At 72.6% G+C, this 14,613-nt stretch carries 14 protein-coding genes; 7 read left to right on the top strand and 7 right to left on the bottom strand.

Annotated features, from left to right (window positions below; all coding sequences use genetic code 11):
- Positions 1 to 51 precede the first annotated feature (51 nt).
- Together ligD and ACZ6SQ_RS35370 are read left to right on the top strand one after the other, a co-directional pair.
- Positions 52 to 1,077 carry a non-homologous end-joining DNA ligase gene (gene ligD, locus ACZ6SQ_RS35375; RefSeq protein WP_469569566.1) on the top strand — a complete coding sequence of 342 codons (1,026 nt, stop codon included), beginning with the start codon at positions 52 to 54 and terminating at the stop codon, positions 1,075 to 1,077.
- 45 nt (positions 1,078 to 1,122) lie between these two features.
- Positions 1,123 to 2,151 carry a LacI family DNA-binding transcriptional regulator gene (locus tag ACZ6SQ_RS35370; RefSeq protein ID WP_469569563.1) on the top strand — a complete coding sequence of 343 codons (1,029 nt, stop codon included), beginning with the start codon at positions 1,123 to 1,125 and terminating at the stop codon, positions 2,149 to 2,151.
- A 32-nt stretch (positions 2,152 to 2,183) separates the two neighbouring features.
- Here ACZ6SQ_RS35370 and ACZ6SQ_RS35365 read toward each other — a convergent pair whose 3' ends face one another.
- Complete coding sequence (locus tag ACZ6SQ_RS35365) at positions 2,184 to 2,969, bottom strand: VOC family protein (protein WP_469569561.1); 786 nt, start codon at positions 2,967 to 2,969, stop codon at positions 2,184 to 2,186.
- Positions 2,970 to 3,178: 209 nt separating this feature from the next.
- Between ACZ6SQ_RS35365 and ACZ6SQ_RS35360 the strand changes: the two genes are divergently transcribed.
- Positions 3,179 to 3,424: a WhiB family transcriptional regulator gene (locus tag ACZ6SQ_RS35360; RefSeq protein ID WP_469569559.1), complete on the top strand. Its 246-nt coding sequence runs from the start codon at positions 3,179 to 3,181 to the stop codon at positions 3,422 to 3,424.
- A 516-nt stretch (positions 3,425 to 3,940) separates the two neighbouring features.
- Here the strand turns inward: ACZ6SQ_RS35360 and ACZ6SQ_RS35355 are convergent.
- From ACZ6SQ_RS35355 to ssgD, 4 genes are all read right to left on the bottom strand, one after another.
- The gene (locus ACZ6SQ_RS35355) at positions 3,941 to 4,915 is read right to left on the bottom strand and encodes an acyl-ACP desaturase (RefSeq protein ID WP_469569557.1); all 975 of its coding nucleotides are present in this window, start codon (positions 4,913 to 4,915) and stop codon (positions 3,941 to 3,943) included.
- Positions 4,916 to 5,166: 251 nt separating this feature from the next.
- The gene (gene ddaH / locus ACZ6SQ_RS35350; RefSeq protein WP_469569555.1) at positions 5,167 to 5,943 is read right to left on the bottom strand and encodes a dimethylargininase; all 777 of its coding nucleotides are present in this window, start codon (positions 5,941 to 5,943) and stop codon (positions 5,167 to 5,169) included.
- Between the two features lie 209 nt (positions 5,944 to 6,152).
- The gene (locus ACZ6SQ_RS35345; RefSeq protein WP_469569553.1) at positions 6,153 to 7,775 is read right to left on the bottom strand and encodes an ABC-F family ATP-binding cassette domain-containing protein; all 1,623 of its coding nucleotides are present in this window, start codon (positions 7,773 to 7,775) and stop codon (positions 6,153 to 6,155) included.
- A 406-nt stretch (positions 7,776 to 8,181) separates the two neighbouring features.
- The gene (ssgD, locus tag ACZ6SQ_RS35340; RefSeq protein WP_386378335.1) at positions 8,182 to 8,598 is read right to left on the bottom strand and encodes a spore wall synthesis regulator SsgD; all 417 of its coding nucleotides are present in this window, start codon (positions 8,596 to 8,598) and stop codon (positions 8,182 to 8,184) included.
- Between the two features lie 227 nt (positions 8,599 to 8,825).
- On the opposite strand from ssgD, the gene ACZ6SQ_RS35335 reads away from it, so the two are divergent.
- Complete coding sequence (locus tag ACZ6SQ_RS35335) at positions 8,826 to 9,947, top strand: WD40/YVTN/BNR-like repeat-containing protein (RefSeq protein WP_469569551.1); 1,122 nt, start codon at positions 8,826 to 8,828, stop codon at positions 9,945 to 9,947.
- Between the two features lie 6 nt (positions 9,948 to 9,953).
- Here ACZ6SQ_RS35335 and ACZ6SQ_RS35330 read toward each other — a convergent pair whose 3' ends face one another.
- A complete protein-coding gene (locus tag ACZ6SQ_RS35330; protein WP_469569549.1) occupies positions 9,954 to 10,250 on the bottom strand; it encodes a YciI family protein in 297 nt (98 codons plus the stop codon).
- Positions 10,251 to 10,313: 63 nt separating this feature from the next.
- Between ACZ6SQ_RS35330 and ACZ6SQ_RS35325 the strand changes: the two genes are divergently transcribed.
- Positions 10,314 to 11,006, top strand: coding sequence for an endonuclease V (locus ACZ6SQ_RS35325; RefSeq protein ID WP_469569547.1), 693 nt, complete (start codon positions 10,314 to 10,316; stop codon positions 11,004 to 11,006).
- A 252-nt stretch (positions 11,007 to 11,258) separates the two neighbouring features.
- Here the strand turns inward: ACZ6SQ_RS35325 and ACZ6SQ_RS35320 are convergent, their stop codons facing one another.
- Positions 11,259 to 12,437: a saccharopine dehydrogenase family protein gene (locus tag ACZ6SQ_RS35320; protein WP_469569546.1), complete on the bottom strand. Its 1,179-nt coding sequence runs from the start codon at positions 12,435 to 12,437 to the stop codon at positions 11,259 to 11,261.
- Positions 12,438 to 12,528: 91 nt separating this feature from the next.
- Here ACZ6SQ_RS35320 and ACZ6SQ_RS35315 point away from each other — a divergent pair, with 91 nt between their 5' ends.
- A complete protein-coding gene (locus tag ACZ6SQ_RS35315) occupies positions 12,529 to 12,909 on the top strand; it encodes an MmcQ/YjbR family DNA-binding protein (RefSeq protein WP_469569544.1) in 381 nt (126 codons plus the stop codon).
- Between the two features lie 445 nt (positions 12,910 to 13,354).
- Positions 13,355 to 14,509 (top strand): CaiB/BaiF CoA transferase family protein, encoded by a 1,155-nt coding sequence (locus ACZ6SQ_RS35310; RefSeq protein WP_469569542.1) that lies wholly within the window; start codon positions 13,355 to 13,357, stop codon positions 14,507 to 14,509.
- The last annotated feature ends 104 nt before the right edge of the window (positions 14,510 to 14,613 follow it).

The raw sequence follows: 14,613 nt of genomic DNA, 5'->3' as shown, positions 1-14,613 counted from the left end.
CCCGCCTCCGCCCGGTGTGCGAGGTCCACGCGCCGCGCCTACGGTGGCCGCATGGGCGAAGCGGTGGAACTGGAACTGGCCGGGCGGACCGTACGGCTGTCCAACCCGGACAAGGTCTTCTTCCCGGAGCCCGGCTTCACCAAGCTGGACCTCGCCCGCTACTACCAGGCCGTCGCCCCCGGCATCCTGCGCGCCCTGCGCGACCGGCCCACCACCCTGGAGCGCTACCCCGACGGGGTGAACGGCGAGTTCTTCTTCCAGAAGCGGGCCCCGAAGAACATGCCCGACTGGATCCCCACCGCCCACATCACCTTCCCCAGCGGCCGCAGCGCGGACGAGATGTGCCCCACCGAGGAGGCCGCCGTGCTGTGGGCCGCCCAGTACGGCACCCTCACCTTCCACCCCTGGCCGGTCCGCCGCGCCGACGTCGACCGGCCCGACGAACTGCGCATCGACCTCGACCCGCAGCCCGGCACCGACTTCGACGACGCCGTCCGCGCCGCGCACGAACTGCGCGCCGTGCTGGAGGAGTTCGGCGGTCTGCGCGGCTGGCCCAAGACCTCCGGCGGACGCGGACTGCATGTCTTCGTGCCCATCGAACCGCGCTGGACGTTCACCCAGGTCCGCCGCGCCGCCATCGCGGTGGGCCGCGAACTGGAGCGCCGGATGCCGGAGCAGGTCACCATCAAATGGTGGAAGGAGGAACGCGGCGAGCGCATCTTCGTCGACTACAACCAGACCGCCCGCGACCGCACCATCGCCTCCGCCTACTCCGTACGGCCCCGCCCGCACGCCCCGGTCTCCGCGCCGCTGCGCTGGGAGGAGGTCGGTGAGGCCCACCCCGCCGACTTCGACCTGAGGACGATGCCCGCGCGTTTCGCCGAAGTCGGCGATGTGCACGCCGACATGGACGACCACGCCTTCTCCCTGGAGGGCCTGCTGGAGCTGGCCACCAAGGACGAGCACGACCACGGCCTGGGCGACCTGCCCTATCCGCCGGAGTACCCCAAGATGCCGGGCGAGCCGAAGCGGGTGCAGCCCAGCCGGGCCAAGAAGCCGAAGCCCGAGGCGTCCTGACGTCTGGCTATCCTGATCCGCGAGCCGCAGATGAGGAGTCGGACCGTGACCGAGAGCGTGCCGCGCCCCACCCTGGAGGCCGTGGCCGAACGCGCCGGGGTGTCACGGGCCACCGTCTCCCGCGTCGTCAACGGCGGCGACGGCGTGCGCGAACCCCTCGTCCGGCGGGTCCGGCAGGCCGTGGAGGAGCTGGGCTACGTCCCCAACCAGGCCGCCCGCAGCCTGGTGACCCGGCGGCACGACGCCGTCGCGGTGGTCATCGCCGAGCCCGAGACCCGGGTCTTCGCCGACCCTTTCTTCGCGCTCCAACTCCGCGGCATCAGCAAGGAGTTGACGGCCCACGACAACCAGCTCGTGCTGCTGCTCACCGAGGGGTCCGAGGACCACGGCCGGGTCGGGCGCTATCTCGCGGGCGGACATGTCGACGGCGCGCTGGTGTTCTCCCTGCACCTGGACGACCCGCTGCCCGGACTCATCCGGGGCGCCGGGGTCCCCGCGGTGTTCGGCGGCCGCCCCGGCTGGGGCGACACGCCGGGCGCCGGGCCGGGGACGGTGTACGTCGACAGCGACAACCGGGGCGGCGCGCGGGACGCCGTACGGCATCTGGCCGGGCTCCGCCGCAGCCGGATCGCGCACATCACCGGCCCGCTGGACCAGACGTCCGCGGCGGACCGTCTGGACGGCTACCGGGACACGGTGGGGGAGTCCGACCCGGGTCTGATCGCGGCGGGCGACTTCACGCCGGGCGGCGGGGAACGGGCGATGCGGGAACTGCTGGACCGCCGCCCCGACCTGGACGCCGTCTTCGCCGCCAACGACCTGTCCGCGGCCGGCGCCCTGCGCGTGCTGCGCGAACGGGGGCGGCGCGTGCCCGAGGACGTCGCCGTCGTCGGCTTCGACGACATGCTGCCGCTCGCCGAGCAGACCGACCCGCCCCTGACGACCGTCCGCCAGCCCATAGAGGAGATGGGCCGCCTCATGGCCAGGCTCCTGCTGCGCCGCCTCACGGGCGAGCGCGGACCCGCGGCCGGCACGGTACTGCCGACGACACTGGTGCGCAGGGCGAGCGCGTAGCGGCGCCCCGAGCCCTCTGCGCGCCTCGGGCCCTACGCGGGCGGCACGCTCTTGATGACGGCGAAACGGGCGCCGTACGGGTCGGCGAGTACGGCGATACGGCCGACGTCCGGGAGGTCGGTCGCGGGCATCAGCACGCTCCCGCCCAGCTCCTGTGCACGTGCGACGGCAGCGTCGGCGTCCGTGACCTCGATGTAGATCAGCCAGTACGGAGCGTCGGCCTTCGTCGGGTCCTCGTCGAGGGGGACCAGGCCCGCGAACATGGTGTCCTCGCTCTGGCCGGCCGGGTTGAAGCAGGTGTAGATGCCGCCGGGGTAGGTGATGGAGGCGGTCTCCCAGCCGAGCACCTTGTGATAGAAACCGGCCGCCGCGGCGATGTCAGGGGTGTACAGCTCCAGCCAGAACAGCGCGCCCGGCGCCTGCACCAGGTCCAGGCCCTTGTCCGGCCCCGGCTGCCAGATGCCGAACGGCACGCCCGCGCGGTCGGCGAGGACCGCCATCCTGCCCTGCTCCTTGAGATCGGTCGGCCGCAGCACCACCGAGCCGTGCGCCTCCTCGGCGGTCCTGGCGGTGGCGTCGGCGTCGGAGCTCTTGAAATGGACGGCCCAGGACGGCGGCCACTCCTCCGGCGTGGTCTGCATGCCCCCGGCGACTCTCTTGCCGCCCAGCCGGAAGTACCCGTACCCGCCGGTCCCGGGCCCCGCCGAAGCGAACTGCCAGCCGAACAGGCCGCCGTAGAAGGCGGTCGCCCCGTCGATGTCGGGCGTGGCGAGATCGATCCAGTTCGGAGCGCCCTGGACGAAACGCGTCGTGAGCATCAGCGCCCTCCTCGGAAGCGGCCCGTCTGCCTGCACTGCCGAGTCTTGCACCGCCCACCGACAACCGCCCACCGCGCGCCGCCGTGCGTTGCGTGCCGATGGCGCGGCATCATCGACGGGCCGCGCCAGGTGCGCGCCGAAACGGCCGGGCGAGCCGCGTTGATGTCGCGTTGATCGAACGTTTTGCGCCGCCCGGCACGATCTCGTCCATGCACACCGACACGCTCTCCCCGGCCGGCCCCGCCTGGCAGGCCCAGGCCCTGTGCGCGCAGACCGGGGCGGACTTCTTCTTCCCCGAGCCCGGCAGCTCGGTCCGCGAGGCCAAGCGGATCTGCGGCATGTGCGACACCCGCGCGGCCTGCCTCGAATACGCCCTCACCCACGACGAACGCTTCGGCGTCTGGGGCGGCCTCTCCGAAAAGGAACGCCTACACCTCCGCCGCACCCCCGGCTGAGCCACCGCCTCCAGCCCCAGGGCTGGACCTCACCGCAAACGCCCTCAAGGGCGCGCCGCGTCCTGCTCTCCGGCCGGACTTCGGCGCAAACGCCACCAAGGCGCGCGGGACTGTATCAACCTGCGACTCCGCCGCATGGGCGCGACCAGCATCGCCGCCGCCTCCGGCTTCCGGGCCGGGCTTCGGCGCAATCGCCATAAGGGGCGCGGGACTGTATCAATCTGCGGCTCCGCCGCGCGGGCGCGACCAGCATCGCCGCCGGCTCCCGGGCTTCGGCGCAAACGCCTAAAGGGGCGCGGGGCTGTTTCAATCTGCGGCTCCGCCGCGCGGGCGCGACCAGCATCGTCGCCGCCTCCGGCTTCCGGGCCGGGCTTCGGCGCAAACGCCCTAAAGGGGCGCGGGGAACTGCGCGACCAGCCACAACCCACCCGCACCCGCCCACGGCGAAACCCGCCCACGGCGAAACCGCACCCGCCCCGGGCGAAACCACACCGCCCCCGCGAAGGGGACCGACCCTCAGCCCCCCGCCCGCGCAGCCATCCGCGCCTTACGAGCCGCAAGCTTCTCGTCGAACTTGGAGGCCTCCGCGTCGAGCCCGCCCATGAACAGCCCCAGCTCCTCCTGCGCCTGCAGCCCCTCGGGCCCGAGCCCGTCGATCTCCATGATCTTCAGGAAGCGCAGCACGGGCTGCAGCACGTCGTCATGGTGGATCCGCAGGTTGTACACCTCACCGATGGCCATCTGCGCCGCGGCCCGCTCGAAGCCGGGAATGCCGTGCCCGGGCATCCGGAAGTCGACCACGACGTCCCGCACGGCCTGCATGGTCAGATCGGGCGCGAGCTCGAACGCCGACTTCAGCAGATTCCGGTAGAACACCATGTGCAGGTTCTCGTCGGTCGCGATCCGCGCGAGCATCCGGTCGCAGACCGGGTCCCCGGACTGATGGCCGGTGTTGCGGTGCGAGATCCGGGTGGCCAGCTCCTGGAAGGCCACGTACGCGATGGAGTGCAGCATCGAGTGCCGGTTGTCCGACTCGAAGCCCTCGCTCATGTGCGACATGCGGAAACGTTCGAGCTGGTCCGGGTCCACCGCCCGGGAGGCCAGCAGATAGTCGCGCATGACGATGCCGTGCCGCCCCTCCTCCGCCGTCCAGCGGTGCACCCACGTGCCCCACGCGCCCTCCCGCCCGAACAGCGTGGCGATCTCGTGGTGGTAGCTCGGCAGGTTGTCCTCGGTCAGCAGGTTGACCACCAGCGCGATCCGGCCGATCTCGGTGACCTTGGACTGGTCCTTCGCCCAGGCCTCCCCGTCCTCGAAGAACCCGGGGAAGTTACGGGCGTCGCCGAACGGGACGTACTCGTGCGGCATCCAGTCCTTGGCGATCTGCAGGTGCCGGTTCAGCTCCTTCTCGACCACTTCCTCCAACGCGTACAACAGCCGGGCGTCGGTCCACACGGAAGGGCTGCCGAGATGGGGAGAAGCGATCGTCACGGGTACTCCAGGGGACGCAGAGCAGATCGGGGGTGCTCCCCAGGCCCTGGGGGCACTGGGGGAGGAGCGCGCGGCGCGCGGCGCCGGAACCTACGGGATCGTAGGCTACGAACCCGTAGGTTACGAAGCCGTAGGTTAAGAACGCGGTAAAGAGCCCCTTCAAGATCCCTGGTCAGCGGCCTCGCACGGGCATGCGAAACAGCCCCGGGACCCGCAGGTCCCAGGGCTGGACGGGTGATCGGCTCACCCGGTCAGGCGTACAGCTCCCGCAGTCGCACCGAGAGGCACGTCACACATCCCTCGAGCTTCTCGAACTCGCCGATGTCGACCACGACCGGCGAGTAACCGAGGGAGCGGTACAGCTCGGCCGTCTTCGGCGCGCTCGCCGCCATCAGCAGCTTGTCGCCGCCGAGCAGCACCACATGCGCCCCGGACTCCTCCGGAACCGGCAGGAAACGCCCGAACAGCGAGGGCTGGTCCATCATCGGGATGTGCCCGACGACCGTCCCGTCCGGCAGCGCCGTGACCGCCGACTTCAGGTGGAGCACCTTGGACACCGGCACCGCGACCACCCGCGCCCCGAGCGGCTCGAAGGCGGCGCGCAGCTGCTGCACACCGTCCGCGTTGGTCCGCCCGCCCCGGCCCACGAAGATCGTGTCGCCGATCTTCAGCACGTCGCCGCCGTCCAGCGTGCCGGGCTCCCAGACCCAGTTCACCGAGCAGCCGAGCGAGGCGACCGCCTCCTCGACCGCGGCGGTCTCCGCGCGCCGGGACTCGGCCCCGGGCCGCGCGATCAGCGCCACGTTCCGGTACATCACGACCGTGTCCTCGACGAACACCGCGTCCGGGCAGTCGTCCGCCGGGTCCACCTCGACGGTCTCCCAGCCGTTCTCGCGCAGCGCCTCGGTGTACGCCTCCCACTGCTCGGCCGCCAGGCCGGCGTCGACCTCGGCGCGCTCGATGTGCGTGACGAGGCCCTCGGCGAGCCGGGGGCCGGGGCGGCGGACGAGTGCTTTCCTGCTGGGCACGAGGGGATCTCCGTATCGGGTGGGGCGTCACCGGCGCCGTGCGTCCGCGCCGGAGGAGCCATCATGCACAGGCCGCACGCGGGGACAAAACCCTCGTTGTCGACCTGTGGCCCTCCTGAAATACTCGGCAGTAACAGAGGGTACGGACGCGAGCGGCTCCCGCCACCACTCGCGCCCCGCCACTGCCCGTGCCCCGGCGCCCGTTCGCCCTAGGCGGGATCCGCGACCTCCTCCGGAGTGACCTCCCGCAGCTCCCCGTCCAGCATCAGCCAGCGCGTGATGCCGATGGACTCCAGGAAGGGCAGGTCGTGACTGGCCACGACCAGGGCGCCCTCGTAGGACTCCAGGGCCGTGGTGAGCTGCCGGACGCTCGCCATGTCCAGGTTGTTCGTCGGCTCGTCCAGCATCAGCAGCTGCGGCGCCGGCTCGGCCAGCATCAGCGCGGCCAGGGCCGCCCGGAAACGCTCGCCGCCGGACAGCGTGCCCGCCTGCTGGTCCGCGCGGGCGCCCCGGAACAGGAAGCGGGCCAGCCGCGCCCGCACCCGGTTGTTGGTGGCGCCCGGCGCGAACCGGGCCACGTTCTCGGCGACCGTCAGCGCGTCGTCGAGCACGTCCAGCCGCTGCGGCAGAAAACGGAGCGGCACATGGGCCTGTACCTCGCCCGACACCGGCGCCAGCTCTCCGGCGATCGTGCGCAGCAGTGTCGTCTTGCCCGCGCCGTTGCGCCCGATCAGCGCCACCCGCTCCGGCCCGCGCAGATCCAGCCCACCCGCCACCCGCCCGGCGTGGGCCAGCTCCAGATCCCGGAGCATGAGCACCTCGCGGCCCGGTGGTACGGCCGTGTACGGCAGGTCGACACGGATCTCGTCGTCGTCCCGTACGGCCTCCACCGCCTCGTCGAGCCGGTCCTTCGCCTCGGCGAGCTTCTCCTCGTGCATGATCCGGTGCTTGCCCGCGGACTCCTGGGCGGCCCGCTTGCGCGCCCCCATGACGATCTTCGGCTCGCGCTTGGTGTCCCACATCTTCTGGCCGTAGCGCTTGCGGCGGGCCAGTTTGAGGTGGGCGTCGGCCAGTTCGCGCTTCTGCTTGCGCAGATCGGACTCGGCCACGCGCACCATCCGCTCGGCGGCGTCCTGTTCGACGGCGAGAGCCTCCTCGTAGTCGGAGTAGTTGCCGCCGTACCAGGTGACCTCGCCGGAGCGCAGGTCCGCGATCTGGTCGACCAGGTCGAGCAGTTCGCGGTCGTGGCTGACCACGACGAGGACGCCCGGCCAGGACCGCACGGCCTCGTACAGCCTTCGGCGCGCGTACAGGTCGAGGTTGTTCGTCGGCTCGTCCAGCAGCAGTACGTCCGGGCGGCGCAGCAGGAGTGCGGCGAGGCGCAGCAACACCGTCTCGCCGCCCGACAGTTCGCCGGTCGTGCGGTCCAGGCCGATGTGGCCCAGCCCGAGTTCGCCGAGCGTGGCGAGCGCGCGCTCCTCCACGTCCCAGTCGTCGCCGACCGTCTCGAAGTGCTGTTCGGACACGTCACCGGCCTCGATGGCGTGCAGCGCGGCCCGTTGCCCGGCGATGCCGAGCACCTGGTCGACCTTCAGCGAGGTGTCGAGGGTGACGTTCTGCGGGAGATGTCCGACCTCGCCCGCGACGCGCACGGTGCCCTCGGAAGGGGCGAGTTCACCGGCGATCAGTTTCAGCAGGGTCGACTTCCCGGCCCCGTTGACGCCGACGAGTCCGGTCCGCCCGGGGCCGAAGGAGACGTCGAGCTCCTCCAGGACAGGGGTGCCGTCGGACCAGGAGAACGACAGGGAGTTGCAGGTGATCGAAGTATGCATACGGGGCCTCCGCGAATGCGTGACGGTTCAGGGCAGACGCGTGTCGAGACACCGGGAGGCGGCGACCGATACCCCGGGACGGGGGAGAGGCCGGGCATGGGAAAAGCCCTGCTTCGTCGGGACGGCTCGAACGCCGAGGTCGCACGCGGCGCACACCTCTTACGGGTGTGACGCGGTGTCTCAGGACCTCAGACGAGCAACGTCCTTCTCCAATCGACGACAACAGGACCGAGACCAACCGTAGGAGACGGCCCTACGGCCGTCAACGGAATTACGGCGGGGTGCGCGGAGGACGACCGCCGGAGGCGGCGGGCAGGGGCCGGGAGCGACCGGCGAGGTCACCGGGCAGCAGTCCGGATCGGTAGCAGTCCGGATCAGCAGCCGTCCGGGTAAGCAGGTGTCCGGATCAGCAGGCGTCGCGCATCAGCTCCGCGAGATCGTGGTCCAGGTCGATCATGAGGTGCTCGTGGCCCACCGGCACCAGCGCGTCCGTCGCGGCCAGGAAGTCGCGCACGTCGCCCGAGTGCAGATGCACCACGGCCGTGCCCTCCGGCGCGTGGAACTCCAGCTCGGTGCGCTCGTAGCCGTACGGCCGGACCCGGACGTCCCCGTACCCCTCGGAGCCCGTCAGACCCGCCGCCAGCAGGTCGCGGGAGAAGGTCCAGCAGACCTCGACGCCCTCCAGGGTGGCCTCGGCCGGGAAGATCATGTGGACGGCGAACGGGTCGCACGGGTCGTAGTGCAGCGTGGCCGGGATGTGCTGCATCCGCGGCGCGGCGGAGATCAGTCGGGCCTCGACGGGCTGCTCGATCAAGGTGGACAAGGCCTTGCTCCCTTGCGACGGCGGGACGGGTACCGGGTGGATGAGGCCCCTTGATGAAGAAGACGAGCGAACCGGCCATGGCGTGCACCCGAGAGCTCAGTGACCTCTGTCACCGTGTTCCTTCACGGCCGTGACTCACTCCTCCGGCTTTTCGGAGGCGCACGCGCGCGTGGAGGCCCTCTGGACGGGTCCGGACAGGTCGGCTAGCTTCGCGCGCCATGAGGCGTATGGGGAGCACGCGAGGGACGGGAAGCACGGGACGGGCACGACGAGCGGGGCGGGCGGTGGCCGCGGCGGTGGCGTGCGGGGCGGCGCTGGCCGCGCTCACGGCCGTACCGGCGCAGGCGCACGGCCCGGGGCGGGGACAGCCGCACTGGGAGCTCAAGGATCTCCAGGACGCCGGGACGGCCACGGTCCGCTTCCGGGGCCTCTCGGCCGTCAGCGGCCGGGTCGCCTGGGTGTCCGGCAGCGCCGGCACGGTCCTGCGTACCACCGACGGCGGCGAGAGCTGGCGGAACGTCTCTCCGCCGGGCGCCCAGGAGCTCCAGTTCCGGGACATCGAGGCCTTCGACGCCCGGCGGGCGGTGGTGCTGGCGATCGGTGAGGGCGAGAGCTCGCGGGTGTACCGCACCGACGACGGCGGGGCGACCTGGACCGAGTCCTTCCGCAACACCGACGCACGGGCCTTCTACGACTGCCTCACCTTCTTCGACCAGCGGCACGGCCTGGCGATGAGCGACCCGGTCGACGGCAGGTTCCGCATCCTGTCCACCGGCGACGGCGGCCGCACCTGGCGGGTGCTGCCCGCCGAGGGCATGCCGGCCGCGCTGGAGGGCGAGGCAGGGTTCGCCGCGAGCGGCCAGTGCCTGGTCGCCTCCGGCCCGAAGGACGTCTGGCTCGCCACCGGCGGCGCGGCACGCGCGCGTGTGCTGCACTCCGCCGACCGCGGGCTGACCTGGACGGCGGCCGACACGCCGGTGCCCGCGGGCGACCCGGCGCGCGGAGTGTTCGCGCTCGCCTTCCGCGACCGCGTGCACGGCCTCGCCGTCGGCGGCGACTACCGCCCCGACCAGGCCTCCCCGCAGGCCGGGGCACGCACCGCCGACGGCGGCCGCACCTGGCGGCCCGCCGCCGAGCCGCCGCCCGCCTACCGCTCGGGCGTCGCCTGGCTCCCGTACAGCCGCGCCGCCGCCCTCGCGGTCGGCCCGACCGGCACCGACCTGACCACCGACGCCGGCCGCACCTGGCGGACCGTGGACACGGGCTCGTACGACACCGTCGACTGCGCGCCGGACCGCAGCTGCTGGGCCTCCGGCGAGAAGGGCCGCGTGGCACGCCTGGAACGCTGACCGGACCTAGGTCCGCGGCTCCCGGTACCGCTCCAGCCCGGGAGCCGTCTTCGTCGCGACGAACTCGGTGACGCGGTACGCGCACACCCCGGCCGTGACGAACGGGTCGCCCGCGGTGACCCGTTCGATCTCGGCGCGGTCCGGCGCGACGGCGATGATCACACCGCCCTCACGGGGGTTCTTGCGCCCGGACGCCAGGAACCGGCCCTGCGCGTACTGCTCGTCGAGCCAGGCCACATGCGCCGACAGCACGGCGTCCACGGCCTCCAGCGGTGCGGTGTAGGTCAGTTCCAGTACGAACATGATCGCGAGCCTACTGTCACGGCCGCACGGGCGGACCGGCGGGACCGTACGCTCGTTCCCATCATGACGACGGTAAGCATTCCCGCGGGCTGGCCCGCGACCGAGGAACAAGCCCGCGCTGTGCAGGACGAGTTGCGCGGGCGGGTGGTGCTGGACGAGCCGGGACCGCCGCCCGGAACGGGGTACGTCACCGGGGTCGACGTGGCCTACGACGACGAGCGCGACCTCGTCGCCGCGGCGGCCGTGGTGCTGGACGCGGCGAGCCTCGGCGTGGTCGCCGAGACGACCGCGGTGGGTCGGATCTCCTTCCCCTACGTCCCCGGGCTGCTGGCCTTCCGGGAGATCCCGACCGTGCTCGCCGCCCTCGACGCCCTGCCCTGTCCGCCCGGCCTGGTCGTCTGCGACGGCTACGGCCTGGCCCATCCGCGCCGGTTCGGGCTCGCCAGTCACCTGGGCGTGCTGACCGGGCTGCCGACGATCGGCGTCGCGAAGAACCCCTTCACCTTCACCCACGGCGAGCTCGCCGAGCCCCGGGGCTCCGTCGCGCCGCTGCTGGCGGACGAGGAGGAGGTCGGCCGCGCCCTGCGCACCCGCGACGGGGTCAAGCCGGTGTACGTCTCCGTGGGCCACCGCGCCCAACTGGACACGGCCTGCGCCCACGTCCTGACCCTCACCCCCAGCTACCGCCTCCCAGAAACCACCCGCCGAGCAGACGCCCTGTGCCGCCAGGCCCTACGCGAGGCAACAACGAAATAACTCCTCAGCCCCCACACACCCAAAGGGGCGCGGGGAACCGGGCGAACCAGCCACGACGCCGCGGCACGGCCACGACGACGCCGGCCCCCACGCACCTGAAGGGGCGCGGGGAACTGCGCGATCAACCACGACGCCGCGGCACGGCCAAACGCACGCCAGCCCCCACACACCCAAGGGGCGCGGGGAACTGCGCAAACCAGCCACAACGCCGCGGCACCGCCACACCCACACCGCCCCGTCGAGCGGCCCGGCTCAGCGAACCGCCGCAACCCGGAACGTGATCCCCGCCCGAGTCAGCCGCCCGATCAGCGCGTCCCCCATCGCCACCGCGGTCGTCACCTGCCCCGCCGTCGGCGGCAGATCGTCGAAGGCGAGAGACAGCGCCGCCTCGGCGAACATCTTGGCCGTCTCGCCGTAGCCGGGGTCGCCGCCCGACACCTCGGTGTACACCCGTCGCCCCCCGCCCTCCCCGACGAACCGCACGGAGAACCAGCTCTTCGCCCGCTTCTCGGCGCCCGGCCCCTCGCCGGACCGCAGCCGCCCGGTCAGCCAGCGGCGCGCGGCCGGCACCTGGGCGGCGGCGAACAGCGTGCCGATCGCCGCCGTCCCGCCGATCGCGACCGGCAGATGCCGTACGGCGGCGTAGTGGCGGTAGCGGAAGTCGGGGCCGTAGCGCTCCAGCGACCGGGCCGAGCGGCCCACGATCTGCGGATCGATGGTCGGCAGCGGCAGCGCCCAGGCATCGACCTCGGCGGCGTAGCGGGGCGCCCCGGTGGGCGTCGACGCCCGGCGGCCCATCAGCCGCGGCTCGTGGCGCCGCCGGTCCCGGGCGGCCGCGATCATCTGGCGCCCGCGCGCGAACTGGCCGAGAGCCGAGGCGAACGTGCCCCCGGAGAAGCCCGCGTCGGCCGAGACAAAGCCGTCCACGGTCAGCGGCACCTCTTCCGGCAGCTGCTGGACCGTGAAGTACGCGCCGAGGTCGTGCGGCATGGAGTCGAAGCCGCAGGCGTGCACCAGCCGGGCGCCGGTCTCCCGCGCCCGGGCGTCGTGCCGGACGTACATCAGGTCCACGAACTCCGGCTCCCCGGTGATGTCCAGGTAGTCGGTGCCCGCGTCCGCGCAAGCGGCGACCAGCGCCTCGCCGTGGAGCACGAAGGGCCCGACGGTCGTCGCGACCACGCGCGCCTGTGCGGCCAGCGCGCGCAGGGACTCCGGGTCGGCCACGTCGGCGACCAGCAGGCCCACCTTGTCGCCGCCGGGCAGCCCGTCGCGGAGTCGTTCCAGCTTGCCCTCGTCACGGGCGGCGACCGCCCAGCGCAGTCCCTCGGGCGCGTTCGTCGCGAGGTACTCGGCGGTGAGTCTCCCCACGAAGCCGGTGGCTCCGAAGAGCACGATGTCGTACGGACGTTCCGCCTTGTTCAGCCTGCTCATGACACCCCTCGATCCCGCGGCTCGCGCCGTTGTCGGTGGCTGAGGCTAGCGTGAGAGGTGCGGAGCCCGACGACGAGGCCGGAGGTGTGCGGTGGCGGTGGCCAGAAGTGCCCTGAAGAAGTGGGAGAAAGTGCGAGAGTTCGCCCTCGGGCTGCCGGACGCCGCCGAGGACTTCCCCTGGGGCGAGACGGTCGTCAAGGTCAACAAGAAGGTGTTCGTCTTCCTCGGCGTCACCGACGGCAGCTATCCCCTGGGCGTGACGGTCAAGCTCAAGGACGAGACCACCCACGCCCACGCCATGACCTTCCCCGGCGCCGAACCCGCCGGCTACGGCCTCGGCAAGGCGGGCTGGGTCAGCGTCCCGCTGGCCGGCACGGGCAGCCCGCGGGCCGATCTGGTGTGCGACTGGGTCGAGGAGAGCTACCGCGCGGTCGCGCCGAAACGCCTGACGGCGGAGCTGGACGCGCGCTAGGTCCTGTCGTCGAACTCCCGTCGTCGCCCGGAGGGCGGCCCTGCGGCGTCAGGTGCGTGCTCTGGGGGTTCCCCCCTCTGGGGGAGTGCCGGGAGCAAGCCCTCGTACCGGACGTACTCGGGCTTGTGCCCGGTGCGGCGAGTGGGGGCACCTCCCACGAAGTGGGGGAGCGTGCATGGCGTCGCGGGGCAGGCGGGAGTCTGACGACAGGGCCCAGGCCCCTCCTGGCGGATCTCCGCGGCGTGGCGACGCCCGGCACGCACCCTCGCCGCACGACACGACGTGCCGGACAAATCCCCGCCCGCCCGGCCCGGATACTGCCGGGCCACCCCCTGTCGCCGTAGATTGTCTAAGCGCTTGCTCTTTCGGGTCTTGCCCGGACTGGAACGTGTTCTTAACATCGCTGGTGTTACATCAGTGGTGTCACAAGCGGCTTGGGGGCCGGATGACGACGGCGAAGACGCCAGGGCAGGGCCCGCTCACGGGTGTGCGCGTGGTCGAGCTGGCCGGGATCGGCCCCGGCCCGTTCGCGGCGATGCTGCTGGCCGACCTGGGCGCGGACGTGGTCCGGGTGGACCGCCCCGGCGGCCCCGGCCTCGGGATCGACCCGGCGTACGACATCACCAACCGCGGCAAGCGGTCGGTGCTGGTGGACCTGAAGTCCGCGGACGGCCCCGCGCGCGTGCTCGACCTCGTCGCGCGCGCCGACGTCCTGATCGAGGGCTACCGCCCCGGGGTCGCCGAGCGGCTCGGCGTCGGCCCCGGGGACTGCCACGCCCGCAACCCCGCCCTGGTGTACGCCCGGATGACGGGCTGGGGCCAGGACGGCCCGCTGGCCCAACGCGCGGGCCACGACATCGCGTACATCGCGCTCACCGGCACCCTCGGCATGATCGGCGCCCCCGACGAGCCCCCGGCCGTGCCCGCGAACCTCGTCGGCGACTACGCGGGCGGCTCGCTCTACCTCGTCGTCGGCGTCCTCGCCGCCCTGCATCACGCCCGCGCCACCGGCACCGGCCAGGTCGTCGACGCGGCCATCGTCGACGGCGCGGCCCACCTCGCCTCGATGATCCACGGCATGGTCGCCGCCGGAGGCTGGCAGGACCGGCGCGGATCCAACCTCCTCGACGGCGGCTGCCCCTACTACGGCACCTACGAGACGGCCGACGGGCGGTACATGGCCGTCGGCGCCCTGGAGAGCCGGTTCTACGACGAGTTCGTCGGCCTCCTCGGCATCCCCGAACTCGCCTCCGCGCACCAGGACCTCACCCGCTGGGGAGAACTGCGCGAGGCGGTCGTGGCCCGCTTCAGGACCCGTACCCGCGACGAGTGGGCGGCCGTCTTCGAGGGCTCCGACGCGTGCGTGGCGCCCGTGCTGTCGCTGAGCGAGGCCCCGCACCACCCCCACCTCGCCGCCCGCGGCACCTTCACCGACCACGGCGGCATCACCCAGCCCGCCCCCGCGCCCCGCTTCTCCGCCACCCCCACCGCCGTCCGCGGCGGCCCGGCCGTGCCCGGCGCCGACACCGCGGACGTGGCCCGGGACTGGGACGTACCACGACTGACGACCGAATCCTCCGCGCCCCGAAACCCTCGTTGAAAGGCCTCCACGTGAGCACCGAAGCGTACGTGTACGACGCGATCCGCACCCCGCGCGGTCGCGGCAAGGCGAACGGCGCCCTGCACGGCACGAAGCCCATCGAC

This window comes from Streptomyces sp. NPDC048600 (genome assembly GCF_055587025.1).
This window is presented reverse-complemented; position numbering and strand designations above follow the sequence as displayed.